At 63.1% G+C, this 17820-nt stretch carries 15 protein-coding genes; all 15 read left to right on the forward strand.

All coding sequences use genetic code 11. The features are described 5' to 3' along the window. The first annotated feature begins 489 nt into the window (after positions 1-489). Complete coding sequence (locus BZL41_RS21750) at positions 490-948, forward strand: CesT family type III secretion system chaperone (protein WP_095601206.1); 459 nt, start codon at positions 490-492, stop codon at positions 946-948. Positions 949-951: 3 nt separating this feature from the next. Beyond that, positions 952-1851 carry a hypothetical protein gene (locus BZL41_RS21755; RefSeq protein WP_095601207.1) on the forward strand — a complete coding sequence of 300 codons (900 nt, stop codon included), beginning with the start codon at positions 952-954 and terminating at the stop codon, positions 1849-1851. A gap of 422 nt (positions 1852-2273) precedes the next feature. Continuing rightward, positions 2274-3599, forward strand: a complete 1326-nt coding sequence (locus tag BZL41_RS21760) for a hypothetical protein (protein ID WP_095601208.1) — start codon at positions 2274-2276, stop codon at positions 3597-3599. Positions 3600-4521: 922 nt separating this feature from the next. After that, entirely contained in the window at positions 4522-5661 is a 1140-nt protein-coding gene (zapE, locus tag BZL41_RS21765; protein ID WP_095601209.1) for a cell division protein ZapE, read from the forward strand. Between the two features lie 458 nt (positions 5662-6119). Further along, a complete protein-coding gene (locus BZL41_RS21770) occupies positions 6120-7076 on the forward strand; it encodes an AraC family transcriptional regulator (protein WP_095601210.1) in 957 nt (318 codons plus the stop codon). Positions 7077-7365: 289 nt separating this feature from the next. Beyond that, a complete protein-coding gene (benA, locus tag BZL41_RS21775) occupies positions 7366-8727 on the forward strand; it encodes a benzoate 1,2-dioxygenase large subunit (RefSeq protein ID WP_095601211.1) in 1362 nt (453 codons plus the stop codon). Then, positions 8728-9216, forward strand: a complete 489-nt coding sequence (gene benB, locus BZL41_RS21780) for a benzoate 1,2-dioxygenase small subunit (RefSeq protein WP_095601212.1) — start codon at positions 8728-8730, stop codon at positions 9214-9216. Positions 9217-9327: 111 nt separating this feature from the next. After that, positions 9328-10338, forward strand: coding sequence for a benzoate 1,2-dioxygenase electron transfer component BenC (gene benC / locus BZL41_RS21785; protein WP_095601213.1), 1011 nt, complete (start codon positions 9328-9330; stop codon positions 10336-10338). Between the two features lie 128 nt (positions 10339-10466). Continuing rightward, positions 10467-11231 (forward strand): 1,6-dihydroxycyclohexa-2,4-diene-1-carboxylate dehydrogenase, encoded by a 765-nt coding sequence (locus BZL41_RS21790; protein ID WP_095601214.1) that lies wholly within the window; start codon positions 10467-10469, stop codon positions 11229-11231. A 102-nt stretch (positions 11232-11333) separates the two neighbouring features. After that, positions 11334-12674, forward strand: a complete 1341-nt coding sequence (locus tag BZL41_RS21795) for an MFS transporter (RefSeq protein ID WP_095601215.1) — start codon at positions 11334-11336, stop codon at positions 12672-12674. Between the two features lie 53 nt (positions 12675-12727). Next, positions 12728-13849 carry a muconate cycloisomerase family protein gene (locus BZL41_RS21800; RefSeq protein WP_095601216.1) on the forward strand — a complete coding sequence of 374 codons (1122 nt, stop codon included), beginning with the start codon at positions 12728-12730 and terminating at the stop codon, positions 13847-13849. A gap of 16 nt (positions 13850-13865) precedes the next feature. Next, complete coding sequence (catC, locus tag BZL41_RS21805) at positions 13866-14156, forward strand: muconolactone Delta-isomerase (RefSeq protein ID WP_095601217.1); 291 nt, start codon at positions 13866-13868, stop codon at positions 14154-14156. 35 nt (positions 14157-14191) lie between these two features. Further along, on the forward strand, positions 14192-15133 hold the full coding sequence (catA, locus tag BZL41_RS21810) for a catechol 1,2-dioxygenase (RefSeq protein WP_095601218.1): 942 nt from the start codon (positions 14192-14194) through the stop codon (positions 15131-15133). Positions 15134-15266: 133 nt separating this feature from the next. Beyond that, complete coding sequence (locus tag BZL41_RS21815; RefSeq protein WP_095601219.1) at positions 15267-16472, forward strand: benzoate/H(+) symporter BenE family transporter; 1206 nt, start codon at positions 15267-15269, stop codon at positions 16470-16472. An 88-nt stretch (positions 16473-16560) separates the two neighbouring features. Beyond that, positions 16561-17820 carry an OprD family porin gene (locus tag BZL41_RS21820; protein WP_095601220.1) on the forward strand — a complete coding sequence of 420 codons (1260 nt, stop codon included), beginning with the start codon at positions 16561-16563 and terminating at the stop codon, positions 17818-17820.

The raw sequence follows: 17820 nt of genomic DNA on the forward strand, positions 1-17820 counted from the left end.
ATCCCAGGCGGCGAACCAGGGCTGGCCGTCGATCATCACACCGCGCAAGGGGCGGTCGTAGCGGTGAAGAGTGAGGGGAGAGAAAGCGTTTTCCATGGCGAAAGACTCCTGCGTAGTTCGACGAAGACCCACGCGATTCCGGCCATAGAGCGCTGTAGAAACATGCATTACCAGGCGCGGATCGCGCCTAACTGTTCGGGCTGTCAAACCCGGCCACGGACAACCGTGACCGGCGCAGGATAGGCCGGGGTTGGGTGAAGAACAAGCGGCATTCCGGTATGGAGGCGGTGAGCGGTAACTCCGTCACGCGCGCTCCTTGAGGCGCGTCCCGTATGACGGACATAGGCCAAAACCTGGGGCAGGTGGGGCCTGTTCGTTTGGAACTACGCCGCTACAGAAGCCACGGAGAGTCTGGGGTTAATCATCAGGCTTCGTCTCACAAGAAGCCTCTTGGAGAGCCCGCCCCAAACGCAAATACAGGATGATGCCATGCAAGCGGAACGCTCCTTTCACCTGCTCGTCTCCCATGTGCTCAAACAATATGGGATCGATTCGCAGATAGAGGCTAAAGACAATGAAGCCTATGTGTTGACGTTGAATGAGGATTTGGAGATTCATCTTATTGGAATGCAGCGAGGTTATCTGAACCTGGTCAGTGTGCTGGGTGAAGTCGCAGAAGACTGTTCTGCCGAAATATTGCGCACTTTGTTGAGGGTGAACGTATTCGATTTATCCCACCCCGTCTTTGCAATCGGCATGACCCAGGCACCGAACAAAATCGTGCTTTCAACTCGCCAAGCCTTGCCAGAGTTGGATATGGCAACCGCCTACAAGCTAGTGGAAGGTTTTATTGAAAGAGCCCGAGGTATGCGGGAGTGGTTGGAGTTTCAAAACAATGCCCGCCATGCTCCAGTGACGGCATCTACTAATCTCGCTAATAGAAGGTAAAGAATGAATACTCATGGTTCCTCGAGCCGGTCCGGTATCGTCAATGAGTACGTGCCGCTATCTCATATCAACGATTCTCGTCTCGATGCTTTAATTGGAAGGCGGAATGGTGAAACCATCAAAGTATCGACTCGAATATTCGAAACAATGCAAGCCGCCCATGACATTCTGCTCAAAACAGGGCACGAAACCTTCCCTGATGGTCCGGGCAATCAGGAAGCTGCCATTTGGATGAGCGGCGGGCGCAGTTGGACACGCATGAAAATGTCGCGGGACCTTGTTGGCGGAGCGGGCTCGGAAGCAGAAGAGCTGAAGAACGTCAAACTGACCGGGGGAGGAAGTTGCGGGGAACATCGCAGGATGGTTGGAGCCGAGTTCCAGAATATATCCCGGCATTTGCCGGTGTTTCAGGTTAAAGAGTCCAACGAGGACCATAATTTCGTGATCGCAGGAGATTGGCGGGACCGGACTGTCGGTGACAAGGCGGTGGTCGTAGATGCCTGGCAGGGGTTAAAAAAAATCTACACCTACGGAGAGCGGACCAATCCTACCGAACCGATCCGCTTGATAACCACCCCACCGGGAGGCCCCCGGCCCATGACCGAGGAATTGGCCGATGCGCTCTCCACCACACCGTTCGATGACGCCAAGATGAATCGCTTCACCAAGATGCGGCTTCGAGTGGCCGCAGGCCCGGAGGCCGCTCAACGTTTGATTGAAGGACTCCGGAACAATGGAAGTGTCTGGGATGGAGTAACGGGGACGCGGAACATGTACACGACCTACAAGGACCCGGGTGGGAATAAATCTGCGTTCAACAGCGTTCCTTCGGCTTATCTCAATCGTTACCTCCAGGCCCGGGACGAAATGCAGTATGCGCTTCCCCCCAGAGGCGATCATTAACATCACCCACTGCTCCGTGCCCCGAGGCGGCTTACGCCACGGGGCTTTTGCTCGATCAGCCAAACGGCACTTTACCGATCCGAATCAGCGTCTATAGTCCTTATAATGGCACTGTGCCCATTAATGGATGGCCAGTCAGGGAACGCAGGGATGGCGAGACACCGCAGAACAATACCCACCGAAGACCTTTTCCATGTCGCCAGCTGCTTGCCCTGGTGGGCTAGCGTGCTGATTGCTGTTGGTGCTTTTGTCCTCCAGCCCATAGCCACTAGCCAACCGGCCGCGTTTATCGATCTCCACGAGGTGAGAAGAGCGCATCTGGCAAGTAACGCATACCAATTTGCTGCAGGGTCGACGGTCCTACGGACTGCGCGCTGAACTCAAACGTTAGCTGTCTTGAATCAACCCTCGGAGACAACATAGTGTCAGACATAGTCCCCTCGCCACTTGATCCATTGCTTCCAGCATTGCCGACAACAATTTTACCAACGCTTTCAGCACTCACGACTGCCCTTGGGATTCCTCGAACTGTGCTGGCGAGTGATGAGGAAATTCACTGCGCTTGGCGCGATTTGCCGCGCGAACTGCGAGAAATCCCTGTCCCGCTTCGAGGGGAGCTAATCGCAAGAATGTGCGTTGCCGTGAGCACTGGGCTTTTTGATGGAGCGATGAACTACATCTGGAATGCTGCGATCCTTCAGCTCCGAACGAAGGTGCGAAACTTTGGCTTGCCAATCGTTGCCCAGATTATTCAGTCTGATTTTGAAGAAAAGCACTTGCTTGAACTTCAAGACAGCAAATTGTTGGAGTTGTGCCTAAAACTTAACCTCGTCAATGAGGATGGCTTCTTCTTTCTCGATCAATGTCGGGATGTTCGAAACAATTTTTCGGCCGCACACCCCACCCTCGGAACGGTCAACGACCGCGAATTCACGACGTTCCTTAATCGTTGTGTTCGTTACGCACTCGCTGATGCATCATCGCCAAAGGGCGTTGATATTAGTGCGTTCATTTCGGCAGTAAAAGGGGCGCGATTCAACGCGAATCAGTGCGGCGTTTGGGTTCAACGACTTGGCGAAACCCATGACGCACAGCGTCAGATGCTTGTTGGAATGGTTCACGGCATCTACTGTGATCCCAATACGTCAGAGCCTTCGCGCCTCAATTCGCTAGATATCTGCGACGCGCTAAAAACGGGGTTTACTGCCGCGTTGCGTGCTGACTTAGTCAACAAACACAGTGAGTATGCAGCAAAGGGTGATGAGCCACGGCATACAGCATCGTTGCAGTACTTCGAGAAGTTGGGACTTTTGACACTGCTAAACGAGTCCGAGCAACATGCGGTTTTCTATCGTGCGGTAGATCGTCTATGGAGCGTTCACAATGGGATGAACAATTTCTACAACGAGCCCCCATTCGCTGAGCGTCTGTTAGAACTCTCACAACAAGGTGCCGTTCCCGAAACGGTACAAGAGCAATTTGTTCAAGTAGTGCTCTGTTGCAATGTGGGCAATGGACACGGTGTCTCGTGGGCTGCTTCAACAAGCTATGACCAAATGATCAAGTCGTTCTCTCCCCGTGAGATCGCTACGATGATTCGTTTGGCAACTTCACCCGAAACAACGCTTGGCCGTCGCGTAAGTAGTCTGCCGTTATGCCGCCAGCGATTCAAACAGAGTCTAGCCCTTATTGATCCTGCCAGTGTTCCTAGCGGTGTTAAGGCTGATTACGAAAAGTTTCTCAAGTGAGCTGAAGACAGCTAACCCTGCAGCGCAGGGGATACTGCATAATAAGGCGCGCAGAGTTCCTGGCCTTGAATGTTAGTGACCGCTTTTGGCCGATTCTGTTGAAAAAGGTGACCTTTTAGTTGCTCCTCAATAGTTCAAAAAACACTCAATTTTGACGTTGCTACGTAAAAACTAAGACAGCCCCGCCTTCTGTGAGCGAGCCAGATTCATGTTGGCTACGCTTCTTCGTGGGTAAATCGAGGAGGGACTTTTCCATAGAATCGGCCGGTTGCTGCCGGTTCTCATCAGTGGCTTCGGGTCGAAACCGATCAAAAATATAAGACGTGAAACGTTTCTGTCGCTGTCGTTTCGAAAGCCGTCAACGCAGCGATCACATTCCTCACTGGGCACCGTTCCACCCACAAACCGTTCGCTTACCGCCCACCGCCATGTTCCCCGGTGGTCGATTTCCCTAAGCGGACCGGTCGGTCCGCCTACCCTGGCGGGGTGTCGTTCCGTCGATGGCCGTTGATTGGCTGTATTGGGTTCGCTCATGCCGTGTCGGAATATGAACCAGCATATCGGGTCGCATGGCATCCGCTTGTCCACGGTTGGGGGTTCAGGCTCCACCCCTCACCCCAGCCCTCTCCCCAGCGGGGCGAGGGGGGCGGTGTGGGGGCGGGACGTTGTGCTGGGTTCTGGCCGTTTGGGAGGCGGGGTGTCGTCTTCCAAGTAAGACGTGCGCGAAGTGAACTTCGCCAAAGGCATGCTGGTTGGCATGACCAAAGGGCGCGTTCAGGTGTCGGGGCTGGTCTCTTGGCTTTGCTGTCGCCGATGTCGTGCTGACTGGGCTATACGCCGGGCTGTTCCGGGCGCGGCGGCTGGACAAGTCTCCGTCGAGCCCGTAGCGTCGCCGGTTGGTTTTTCTGCCGGTTTTCCGTTCATGTCCGTTCCTCTTTCGCCGCTGGCTGCCTACGAGCAGGCCGTTGCCCATTCAGGTTTTTTGCCGGACGCCGCCCAGCGTCGGGCGGCGGAGGTGTTGGAGTGTTGCCATCGGGCGCTGCATGCCGGGCGGGCCGGGGCGATGGGTGGGGTGTATCTGTGGGGGCCGGTGGGGCGTGGCAAGACCTGGCTGATGGATCGCTTTCACGAGAGCCTGCGGGTGCCGGCGCGGCGGCTTCATTTCCATCACTTTATGCGTTGGGTGCATCAGCGCTTGTTCCAGTTGACCGGCACGGCCGATCCGCTGCTGGCCCTGGCCTGCGAGCTGGGGCGGGAGGTGCGGGTGTTGTGTTTCGACGAGTTGTTCGTCAGCGATATCGGCGATGCGATGATTCTCGGCCGGTTGATGCAGGCGATGTTCGAGCAGGGCGTGGTGCTGGTGGTCACCTCCAACCAGCCGCCGGAACAGCTCTATGCCGAGGGTTTCAACCGGGACCGCTTTCTGCCGGCCATCGCGGCGATCCAGCGGTATACGCAGGTGGTGGATGTCGATGGCGGCCAGGACCACCGTTTGCATCCGGGGCAGGCGCAGCAGCGCTACTGGCTGGCCCGGCCCGGCGAGCCCAGTGCCCTGGGCGAGGTATTCGTGGGGCTGGCGGAGGGGCGGGCGAGCAGCGACGAGGCGCTGCTGATCGGCGGGCGCAGCCTGCCGGTGGTGAATGCCTGCGATACGGCGGTCTGGTGCCGTTATGCCGATCTTTGCGAGGCGCCGCGCTCGGCTTCGGATTTCATCGAGTTGTGCGACCGCTTCCCGGCCATTCTGCTGGGCGAGGTGCCCAGCCTGAGCGGTTCCCAGCGCGAGGCTTACATCGCCCGTGGCACCGAGGACGGGGTGGAGCGGGTGACGGCGGGGGATCGACAGCTTCCGCGGCTGGCCGCCCATGACAACGGTGTGCGGCGCTTCATCGCCCTGGTGGACGAGTGCTACGACCGGGGCGTGCCGTTGTATCTGGAGGCGCAGGTGCCGCTGGAGGCGTTGTATACCGAGGGCTACCTGGCGTTTCCGTTCCGCCGCACCTTGAGCCGCCTGCGCGAGATGCAGTTGGTACGGTTCGGGGCGGCGGCCAGTCCGGCCCTGTAGGAGCCAGCTCTGCTGGCGAGGCTTTTGTGCCGCCTTCTTTCTTGTGTCGGGGCGAAGAGCGGGCGAATGAGTTCGCCCCTACCGCTCCGTTTTCACCGAGGCTCAGGACTCCCTTCAGCCTGGCTCTCAACAATCCGTCCCAGGCTAATCGTGAGAGGTTCCGGTTTAAGACGGGAACGTTTCTGTCTCGTTTCGAAAGCCTTCAACGCAGCGACCGCATTGCTGGCGAATGCCCCACCCACAAACCGTTCGCTTACCGCCCGCCGCCATGTTCCCCCATGGTCGAATTCCCTAAGCTGTCGGTCCGTCTACCCTGGCGGGGCGGCGGCTGGGTGTCGTTCCGTCGATGACCGTTGATCGGCTGTTACGCCGGTATTGGCGTTTTGCCGGTATCAATGGCTTGAGTGCGGGTGCCTTGCCCGTGGTGTTGCCTATAAGAACTACAAGAGCGCCGTGCTATGAACTGTCGCCTATTGAACGAGAAGAGCCGGGTCTTCGCCCATGCGGACCCGTATGCGGTGTCGGAGTATGTGAACCAGCATGTGGGGTCGCATTGCATCCGCTTGCCTACATCGGGGCATCCGGCGGCGAGCCTGAGCCATCGCACGTTCGGCAGCCTGGACCTGTGCCGTATCAGCTATGGCGGCAGCGTGCGGGTTACGTCACCGGCGCTGGAGACCATCTATCACCTGCAGATCCTGCTCAATGGCCATTGCCTGTGGCGCGGGCGGGGGCAGGAGCATTACTTCGTGCCGGGCGAGCTGTTGTTGATCAACCCGGACGATCCGGTAGACCTGACCTATTCGGACGATTGCGAGAAGTTCATCGTCAAGCTGCCTTCGACCTTGCTGGGGCAGGCGTGCAGCGAGAATCGCTGGCGGATGCCGGCGGAGGGAATTCGCTTCGGGGTGCGGCACAGTCTGGCGCAGTTGGAAGGGTTTCTCGGGTTGCTGTCGCTGATCTGCGACGAGGCGGAGAGTGCGCAGCAACTGCCGCAGGTGCAGGAGCACTTCACCCGCATCGTGGCCAGCAAGCTGTTGGGGTTGCTGGAGAACAACCTGAGTTTCGAGCCGCCGGAGTGTGTGTCGCCGTCGTTCGAGCGGATTGCGCAGTTCATCGAGGAGAACCTGAAGCAGGACATCACGCCGGAGCAGTTGGCGGCGCTGGCGCGGGTCAGCCCGCGTTCGCTGTATGCGCTGTTCGAGCGGCATGCGGGGACGACCCCGAAGCATTACATCCGTAACCGGAAGCTGGAGCAGGTGCGGGCGCAGTTGAGCGACCCGGCGGTGAAGGTGCGCAACGTCACCGAGGTGGCGCTGGATTATGGATTTTTGCATTTGGGGCGGTTTTCCGAGAGTTACAAGCAGGCGTTCGGGGAGCTGCCTTCGGATACGTTGCGGCGGCGGGAGGGGTAGGTTTTTGGGGGCGGTGTGGGTTCGGGGTGTTTGGTGTTGGGGTTTCTTAAAAGCGGGCGAATAAATTCGCCCCTATACAAGCCCGTCGACTGGCCGCGTCGTTTCTCATCCTTGCCGTAGGGAATCGTGGCTTCGGATTGCACCGAGGCATGGCCTCCGTACACCTGGAAGCCCCGCGCCAGATGCGTCTTGCAGAAAACGGATAAAGGTCTGCAGTAAGCGGATATTGTCGGACAATCCTCGGCCGTAGCCTTGGAACCGTTGAAACAATAACAACGGAGCCACGGCCATGAACCTGGGACTCGACTACCTGCAGAGCCTGCTTGAGGAAGACCAGAGGAGGGGCATCTACCGCTGCAAGCGCGAGATGTTCATCGACCCCCGCCTGTTCGATCTGGAGATGACGCACATCTTCGAGGGCAACTGGTTGTATCTGGCCCACGAGAGCCAGATTCCCGAGAAGAACGACTACTACACCACCCACATGGGCCGGCAGCCGATCTTCATCGCGCGCAACAAGGACGGCGAGCTCAACGCGTTCATCAATGCCTGCAGCCACCGTGGCGCCATGCTGTGCCGCTTCAAGAGCGGCAACAAGGCTACCTATACCTGCCCGTTCCACGGCTGGACCTTCAACAACTCGGGCAAGCTGCTCAAGGTGAAGGACCCGACCGACGCCGGCTACCCCGACAGCTTCAATTGCGACGGCTCCCACGACCTGAAGAAGGTCGCGCGCTTCGAGTCGTACCGGGGCTTCCTGTTCGGCAGCCTGAACCCGGACGTGGCGCCGTTGGAGGAATTCCTCGGCGAGTCGCGGAAGATCATCGACATGATCTGCGACCAATCCCCGGATGGCCTGGAGGTGCTGCGCGGATCGAGCACCTATGTCTACGAGGGCAACTGGAAGCTGCAGGCGGAGAACGGCGCCGACGGCTACCACGTCACCGCCGTGCACTGGAACTACGCCGCCACCCAGCAGCAGCGCAAGCTGAAGGAGGCGGGCGACGATATCCGCGCCATGAGCGCCGGTGGCTGGGGGAAGAAGGGCGGCGGCTTCTATTCCTTCGATAACGGCCATCTGCTGCTCTGGACCCGCTGGGACAACCCCGAGGATCGCCCGCTGTTCGCCGACCGCGAGCGCCTGGCCGCCGAGTTCGGCGAGGCCCGCGCCGACTGGATGATCGGCCATTCGCGCAACCTCTGCCTGTACCCGAACCTGTACCTGATGGACCAGTTCGGCTCGCAACTGCGCATCGCCCGGCCGCTGTCGGTGGACCGCACCGAAGTGACCATCTACTGCATCGGGCCGAAGGGCGAGAGCCCCGAGGCGCGTGCCCGCCGCATCCGCCAGTACGAGGATTTCTTCAACGTCTCCGGCATGGCCACGCCGGACGATCTGGAGGAATTCCGTGCCTGCCAGCAGGGCTTCCAGGGCCGCGCCATGGAGTGGAACGACATGTCGCGCGGGGCGAAGCACTGGATCGAGGGCCCCGACGACTCCGCCCGCGAAATCGACCTGCACCCGCAGCTCAGCGGCGTGCGTACCGAGGACGAGGGGTTGTTCGTATTGCAGCACCACTACTGGCAGCAGGAGATGATCAAGGCGCTGCAGCGCGAGCAGGATCGGATGATCCATGTGGAGGGCGCGTAAATGAGCATGACCTACGAGCAGGTGCGCGACTTCCTCTACCGCGAAGCCCGTTACCTCGACGACAAGCAGTGGGACGCCTGGCTGGAGCTGTACGCACCGGACGCGACCTTCTGGATGCCGGCCTGGGACGACCGCGACCAGTTGGTGGAGGACCCGCAGACGGAAATCTCGCTGATCTGGTATGGCAATCGCTGCGGCCTGGAGGACCGGGTGTTCCGCATCCGCACCGAGCGGTCCAGCGCGACCATCCCGGATACGCGCACGTCGCACAACATCACCAACATCGAACTGGTCGAGCAGGGCGAGGGTTTTTGCGCGGTGCGCTTCAACTGGCACACGCTGAGCTTCCGCTACAAGACGGTGGATCACTTCTACGGCACCAGTTTCTATCGCCTCGACACGCGCGGGCCGAACCCGCTGATCAAGGCGAAGAAGGTGGTGTTGAAGAACGATTACGTCCGCCAGGTCATCGACGTCTACCACATCTGAGAACCCGGCCAGGCCGCGGCGCCAGGGCTGCGCGGGAACGTTTTCCCGCCGGGGTTCCGGCTGCGTGTCCACCGCGTTTCGACTGCAACGACTGTTAAAGCGAGGTGCGCCATGTCGCACAAGATTGCTCTCAATTTCGAAGACGGGGTGACCCGTTTCATCGACGCCAACCCCGGCGAGACCGTGGCCGACGCGGCCTACCGCCAGGGCGTGAACATTCCCCTGGACTGCCGCGACGGCGCCTGCGGGGCCTGCAAGTGCTTCGCCGAGGCCGGCCGCTACGACCTGGGCGACAACTACATCGAGGACGCCCTCAGCCAGGACGAGGCCGGGCAGGGCTACGTGCTGACCTGCCAGATGCGTGCCGAGAGCGATTGCGTGGTGCGGGTGCCGGCCTCGTCGCAGGTGTGCAAGACGCAGTTGGCAGCCTTCGAGGCGGCCATCGCCGAGGTGCGCAAGCTGTCCGAGAGCACCATCGCGCTGTCGCTCAAGGGCGAGTCGCTGAGCCGGCTGGCGTTCCTGCCGGGGCAGTACGTGAATCTGCGCGTGCCGGGTAGCGAGCAGACCCGCGCCTATTCCTTCAGTTCGCTGCCGAAGGATGGGGAGGTGAGCTTCCTGATCCGCAACGTACCGGGCGGGTTGATGAGCAGCTTTCTTACCGGCCTGGCCAAGGCCGGCGACAGCCTGACCATGACCGGCCCGCTGGGTAGCTTCTACCTGCGCGAGATCAAGCGGCCGCTGTTGTTGCTGGCCGGCGGCACCGGCCTGGCGCCGTTCACCGCCATGCTGGAGAAGATCGCCGAGGAGGGCAGCGCCCATCCGCTGCACCTGATCTACGGCGTGACCCATGACCACGACCTGGTCGAGCTGGACCGGCTGGAAGCCTTCGCCGCACGTATCCCCAACTTCACCTTCAGCGCCTGCGTCGCCAGCCCGGACAGCCAGTACCCGCAGAAGGGCTATGTCACCCAGCACATCGAGCCCAGGCACCTCAACGATGGCGAGGTGGATGTGTATCTGTGCGGCCCGCCGCCGATGGTGGAGGCGGTCAGCCGCTTCATCCGCGAGCAGGGCATCGCCCCGGCCAATTTCTACTACGAGAAATTCGCCGCGTCGGCGTGAAACTCCCCTCTCCCATTTATGGGAGAGGGGCCGGGGGAGAGGGCAAGGCAGACGCCACCCTCTCCCCAACCCTCTCCCGCAAGCGGGAGAGGGGGTAGATAGCAATACCCCGGATTGAGGTGGGCAAGATGAACAAGCGATTCCAGGACAAGGTCGCCGTGGTCACCGGCGCCGCCCAGGGCATCGGCCGCCGCGTCGCCGAGCGGCTGCTGGAAGAGGGCGCCCGGGTGGTGGCGGTGGATCGCTCCGAGTTGGTCTTCGAACTGGCCGGGCATGAAGGCGTGCTGTGCCTGACCGCCGACCTGGAGCAGGCCGGCGATTGCCGGGGCGTGATGGATGCGGCGGTGGAGCGCTTCGGCCGCCTGGACATCCTGATCAACAACGTCGGCGGGACCATCTGGGCCAAGCCCTACGAGTTCTACCGCGACGAGGAGATCGAGGCCGAAGTGCGGCGTTCGCTGTTTCCCACGCTGTGGTGCTGCCATGCCGCGCTGCCGTACCTGCTGGAGCAGGGCGCCGGTGCCATCGTCAATGTCTCGTCCATCGCCACCCGTGGCATCAATCGCGTGCCCTACGGCGCGGCCAAGGGCGGGGTGAACGCACTGACCGCCTGCCTGGCCTTCGAGACGGCCGGGCGCGGCATCCGCGTCAACGCCACCGCGCCGGGCGGCACCGAGGCGCCGCCGCGGCGCATCCCGCGCAATGGCGCGGCGCAGAGCGAGCAGGAAAAGGCCTGGTACCAGCAGATTGTCGAGCAGACCGTCGAGAGCAGCCTGATGAAGCGCTACGGCACCCTCGACGAGCAGGTCGGCGCGATCCTCTTCCTCGCCTCCGACGAGGCCTCGTACATCACCGGCGTGGTCCTGCCGGTGGGCGGCGGGGACCTGGGCTGAGCGCCGGAGGCGCGCTGGGCGAATGAATTCGCCCCTACGGGTCCGGTACCAGCCCACGGACGCCCCACGACTTTTTACAACAACAAAAAAGAGAGTCATGCCATGCGACAGATAGACATCCACCAGGTCATCGACCAGGCACGTTTCACCCGCTTCCACTGGGCGGTCATGGCGCTGTGCGCGCTGTTGCTGATCTTCGACGGCTACGACCTGTTCATCTACGGCGTGGTGTTGCCGGTGATCATGCAGGAGTGGGGCCTGACCCCGCTGCAGGCCGGTGCGCTGGGCAGCTACGCGCTGTTCGGCATGATGTTCGGCGCCCTGTGCTTCGGCACCCTGGCCGACCGGATCGGGCGCAAGAAGGGCATCGCGATCTGCTTCCTGCTGTTCTCCGGCGCCACCATCGTCAACGGCTTCGCCAGCAACCCCACCGAGTTCGGCGTGTGCCGCTTCATCGCCGGTTTGGGCTGCGGCGGCCTGATGCCCAATGCAGTGGCTCTGATGAACGAATACGCGCCCAAGCGCCTGCGCAGCACGCTAGTGGCGGTGATGTTCAGCGGCTATTCGCTGGGCGGCATGCTCTCGGCGGGCGTCGGCATCGTCATGCTGCCGCGCTTCGGTTGGGAGTCGATGTTCTTCGCCGCCACCGTGCCGCTGCTGCTGTTGCCGGTGATCCTCCGCTACCTGCCGGAATCCATCGGCTTTCTGGTGCGCCAGGGCCGGTACGCTCAGGCGCGTGAGCTGCTGGCGCGGGTCGAGCCGGGCCACGTCTTCGCGCCCACGGACGAACTGCTGCTGAGCGAGACCAAGGGCGCCGGCGTCTCGGTGCTGGAGCTGTTCCGCGAGGGCCGCCTGCTGCGCACCCTGTGCCTGTGGGTGGCGTTCTTCTGCTGCCTGCTGATGGTCTACGCGCTCAGCTCCTGGCTGCCCAAGCTGATGGCCAGTGCCGGCTACAGCCTGGGGTCGAGCCTGTCGTTCCTGCTCGCGTTGAACTTCGGCGGCATGGCCGGCGCCATCCTCGGCGGCTGGCTGGGCGACCGCTTCGACCTGACCAAGGTGATGGTGGCGTTCTTCGCCGCCGCGGCACTGTCCATCAGCCTGCTCGGTTTCAAGAGCCCGACGCCGCTGCTCTACCTGCTGATCACCGTGGCCGGCGCCACCACCATCGGCACGCAGATCCTGCTGTACGCCGGCGCGGCGCAGTTCTACGGCCTGTCGATCCGCTCCACCGGCCTCGGCTGGGCCTCCGGCGTCGGCCGCAACGGCGCCATCGTCGGCCCGCTGCTGGGCGGTGCGCTGCTCGGCATCAACCTGCCGCTGCCGCTCAACTTCATGGCCTTCGCCGTCCCTGGCGTGGTCGCTGCCCTGGCCATGGCCTTGTTCGCCCTGAGCAGCCAGCGACGCCGGGCCGGCCATGCGGCCCTGGCGGCGGCGAAAGCCTGAACGAACCCGCCTCTCGATGGAGAGGCGAGCCCATCAGCCACTGGAAACCTGAAATGAGCCACGTCCTGATCGAAAGCCTCGCGGCGGTCATCGTCGACCTGCCGACCATTCGCCCGCACAAGCTGGCGATGCACACGATGCAGAAGCAGACCCTGGTGGTGATCCGCCTGCGCTGTTCCGATGGCATCGAGGGCCTGGGCGAGTCCACCACCATCGGTGGCCTGGCCTACGGCAACGAGAGTCCGGAGAGCATCAAGCAGAACATCGACAGCCACCTCGCGCCGCTGCTGGTCGGCCAGGATGCGACAAACGTCAACGCGGCGATGCAGCGCCTGGACAAGGCGGCCAAGGGCAACACCTTCGCCAAATCCGGCATCGAAAGCGCCTTGCTCGATGCCCAGGGCAAGCGCCTGGGCCTGCCGGTCAGCGAACTGCTCGGCGGCCGCGTGCGCGATGGCCTGGAGGTGGCCTGGACGCTGGCTTCCGGCGACACCGCCCGCGACATCGAGGAAGCCGAGCGGATGCTCGACCTGCGCCGCCACCGGATATTCAAGCTGAAGATTGGTGCCAACCCGGTGGAGCGCGACCTCGCCCACGTCGTCGCCATCAAGCGCGCCCTCGGCGAGCGCGCCAGCGTGCGGGTGGACGTCAACCAGGGCTGGGACGAATCCCAGGCGATCCGTGCCTGCCGGGTGCTGGGCGACAACGGCATCGACCTGATCGAACAGCCCATCGCGCGCATCAACCGCGCCGGCCAGGTGCGCCTGAACCAGCGCAGCCCGGCACCGATCATGGCCGACGAGTCCATCGAGAGCGTCGAGGATGCCTTCAGCCTGGCGGCCGACGGCGCCGCCAGCGTATTCGCCCTGAAGATCGCCAAGAACGGTGGCCCGCGCGCCGTGCTGCGTACCGCTCAGATCGCCGAGGCGGCGGGCATCGCCCTCTACGGCGGGACCATGCTCGAGGGCTCCATCGGTACCCTGGCCTCGGCCCATGCCTTCGTCACCCTGAGCCGGCTGACCTGGCACACCGAGCTGTTCGGGCCCTTGCTGCTGACCGAGGACATCGTCACCGAGCCGCCGCTCTATCGCGACTTCCACCTTTATGTACCGCGCACGCCCGGCCTCGGCCTGACCCTGGACGAAGAGCGCCTGGCGCGCTTCGCCCGTTCCTGAACCGGAGGAAATTTCCATGCTGTTCCACGTGAAGATGACCGTGAAGCTGCCGCCGGATATGGACCCGGCCCGCGCCGCACAGATCAAGGCCGACGAGAAAGAACTGGCCCAGCGCCTGATGCGCGAGGGCAGTTGGCGCCACCTGTGGCGCATCGCCGGGCATTACGCCAACTACAGCGTGTTCGACGTGCCGAGCCTCGAGGCGCTGCACGACACCCTGATGCAACTGCCGCTGTTCCCCTACATGGACATCGAGATCGACGGGCTCTGCCGCCATCCGTCGTCGATCCATGCCGACGACCGCTGATCCGCCTGACAATGACAATACCGAGGTAATCCGACATGACCGTGAAAGTGAGCCATACCGACGACGTGCAGGGCCTGTTCAGGGAAGCCTGTGGCTTCAACAACGACCAGGGCAGCCCGCGCCTGAAGCAGTTGATGTTCCGCCTCGTCAACGACCTGGCGAAGATCGTCGAGGACCTGGAAGTGACCGAAGACGAGTTCTGGAAGGCGGTGGATTACCTCAACCGCCTGGGCGGCCGTGGCGAGGCCGGGCTGCTGGTGCCCGGCCTGGGCCTGGAGCACTTCCTCGACCTGCTGCAGGACGCCAAGGATGCCCGCGCCGGTCTCACCGGCGGCACGCCGCGCACCATCGAAGGCCCGCTGTATGTTGCCGGCGCACCGGTCTGCCAGGGCGAGGCGCGGATGGACGACGGCAGCGAGCTGGACCGCGCCACCGTGATGTTCCTCCAGGGCGTGGTGCGGGATGCCGAGGGCAAGCCTGTGGCCGGTGCGGTGGTGGATCTGTGGCACGCCAACACCCTGGGCAATTACTCCTACTTCGATAAGAGCCAGTCCGACTACAACCTGCGCCGACGCATCGTCACCGACGCCGAGGGTCGCTACCGCGCGCGCAGCATCGTGCCGTCCGGCTACGGCTGCTCCCCGGACGGCCCGACCCAGGAGTGCCTGAACCTGCTCGGCCGCCACGGGCAGCGTCCGGCGCACATCCATTTCTTCATTTCCGCGCCGGGGCATCGGCACCTGACCACCCAGATCAACCTGGCCGGCGACCGATACCTGTGGGACGACTTCGCCTACGCCACCCGCGAAGGGCTGGTGGGCGACATCCGCTTCATCGAAGACACCGCCGCGGCCCGCGACCGGGGCGTGGAGGGTGGACGCTTCGCCGAGCTGGAATTCGACTTCCAGTTGCAGAAAGCCGTGGCCCCTGAAGCGGAAAAACGCAGCCAACGCCCACGTGCCCTGCAAGGCGCCTGAGCCGCTGCCAACACCCCTGCGAGGGGAGCCGGGGAGGGCCGAATTCATTCGACCACGGATGCCCTGGGCCCGAACGACAACGAGCGACCCGGCCATGCCACGGGTCCCACGACTGCCTTGCGGCGAGGTACCGATGCGAACCCTGATTCGAGATTGCTCCCTGTCCGCGCTGGTTGCCGGCTTCATCGCAACGGTGATTTCCTATGCCGGGCCGCTGGTGATCATCTTCCAGGCCGCCAAGGCCGCGGACATGCCCCAGGACGTGCTGTCATCCTGGGTCTGGGCCATTTCCATCGGCAGCGGCGTGCTCGGCATCGTCCTCAGCCTGCGCTACAAGGTGCCGATCGTCATCGCCTGGTCGGCGCCCGGCTCGGCGCTGCTGGTGGCGATGCTGCCGGGTGTCGGGCTCGGCGAGGTGGTGGGGGCCTATCTGGTGGCCAGTCTGGTCGTCTTGCTGGTGGGCCTGTCCGGGGCGTTCGACCGGATCATCCGCCGGCTGCCGGCGGCGATCTCGGCGGCGATGCTGGCCGGCATCCTGTTCCGCTTCGGCACCGGCCTGTTCGTGTCGCTGAAGGAGCAGCCCTGGCTGGTGCTGGCGATGATCGTCACCTACCTGGTGTTCAAACGGCTGCTGCCGCGCTATGCGGTGCTCGCCGTACTGGTGATGGGCGTGGCCATTGCCGTGGCGGCTGGCGAGCTGCGCAGCGAGGCACTGGTGATCGCCCTGGCCACGCCGGTGTGGATCAGCCCGGCATTCGACTGGCAGGTGGTGTTCAACATTGCCTTCCCGCTGGTGATGGTGGCGCTCACCGGGCAGTTCGTGCCGGGTATCGCCGTGCTGCGCAACGACGGTTATGCCACGCCGGCCAGCCCGCTGATCAGCGCCAGTGCCGTGGGCTCGTTGCTGCTGGCGCCGTTCGGCTGTCACGGGCTGAATCTCGCCGCCATCACCGCGGCTATCTGCACCGGGCGCGAATCCCATGAAGACCCGGCCCGGCGTTATGTCGCCGGGGTCGCGGGCGGCGTGTTCTACCTGCTGCTCGGGCTGTTCGGCGCGACCTTGGTGTCGCTGTTCAGCGCTTTCCCGCAGGCGTTGATCGCCGCGCTGGCCGGGCTGGCGCTGCTGACGGCCATCGCCACGGCGTTGAGCGGGGCGATGGCGGTTCCGCAGGATCGCGAGGCGGCGCTGATCACCTTTCTGGTAACCGCCTCGGGCATGTCCTTCCTGGGCCTGTCCGCCGCGTTCTGGGGGCTGCTGTTCGGCATCGTCGCGCACCTGCTGTCGAGCGCTCGGCTACCCGAGCGCGTCGCGGACGCGGAGGAGCAACCCGCCCGCTGAAAAAGCTGAAAGACCTGGCCTCGCTGCCGGCCCGGGCCGGCGGTGCGGCCGCGTGCACCGAAAACAACAACAAAAGAGACACGACACCATGCAAACACCGCAGTATTCCCGCCTTGCCATCGCCTTTGGCGCCGCCCTCATCCTGCCTTCGGCGCTGGCCGGGGAGGGCGGCTTCATCGAGGATGCCAGCGCCACACTGGTGGCGCGCAACTACTACTTCAGCCGCGATTTCTCGGACCTCGTCGGGCCCAGCCGGCAATCGAAGGCGGAAGAGTGGGCCCAGGGTTTCATCCTCAATCTCAAGTCCGGCTACACGCCGGGAGTGGTCGGCGTCGGGGTGGATGTCATCGGCCAGTTGGGCTTCAAGCTGGACAGCAGTCCGGACCGGGTCAACACCGGTCTCCTGCCGGTGCATGGCGACGGCCGCGCCGCCGATGAGTACAGCCGCCTGGGCGCCGCGCTGAAGCTGCGCCTGTCGAAGACCGAACTGAGGATGGGCGAGCTGCAACCCAACCTGCCGGTGCTGACCTTCAGCGACATCCGCCTGCTGCCGCCGACCTACCAGGGCGTCAGTGTGGTGTCCGGCGAGATCGATGGCCTGACCCTGCAAGGCGGCCACCTGACTTCCACCAGCCTGCGCAACGAGGCCGGCGACGAGCGCATGCGCGCCATGCTCGGCCGCACGCCCCAGGCCGCCTTTAGTGACGCCTTCGACTACGCCGGCGGCGACTATGCCTTCAACGCCAATCGCACCACCGTCAGCGCCTGGTATGCGCGGCTGGAAGACATCTACGATCAGCGCTTCCTCGGCCTCAAGCACAGCCACCCGCTGGGCGCCTGGGTACTTGGCGCCAACCTCGGCTACTACGATTCCGGCGAGGAGGGCAGCCACCTGCTCGGCGAGATCGACAACCGGGCGTTTTTCTCCCTGCTGTCCGCCAGGCACGGCGGACATACCGTCTACGTCGGCTACCAGGCGATGTTCGGCGACAGCGCTTTCCCTCGGGTGTTCGCCAACGTCACACCGCTGGGCAACGAGGTGCCGACCTACGAGTTCGCCGAAAAGGACGAACGCTCCTGGCAGGTCCGCTACGACTACGACTTCGCCGCCCTGGGCGTGCCCGGCCTGACCGCCACGCTGCGCTACATCCGCAGCGACAACGTGGACACCGGCCTGGGCTTCGAAGGCGAGGCGAAGGAGCGCGACCTGGACGTCGCCTACACGGTGCAGAGCGGCCCGCTGAAGAACGTCAGCGTACGCCTGCGCAACGTGGCGGCCCGCGCCAACTACCGCAGCGACATCGACGAGAACCGTCTGATCTTCAGCTATACGTTGACGCTGTTCTAA

Source organism: Pseudomonas sp. PIC25, from assembly GCF_002286785.1.
Taxonomy (GTDB): Bacteria; Pseudomonadota; Gammaproteobacteria; order Pseudomonadales; family Pseudomonadaceae; genus Pseudomonas_M.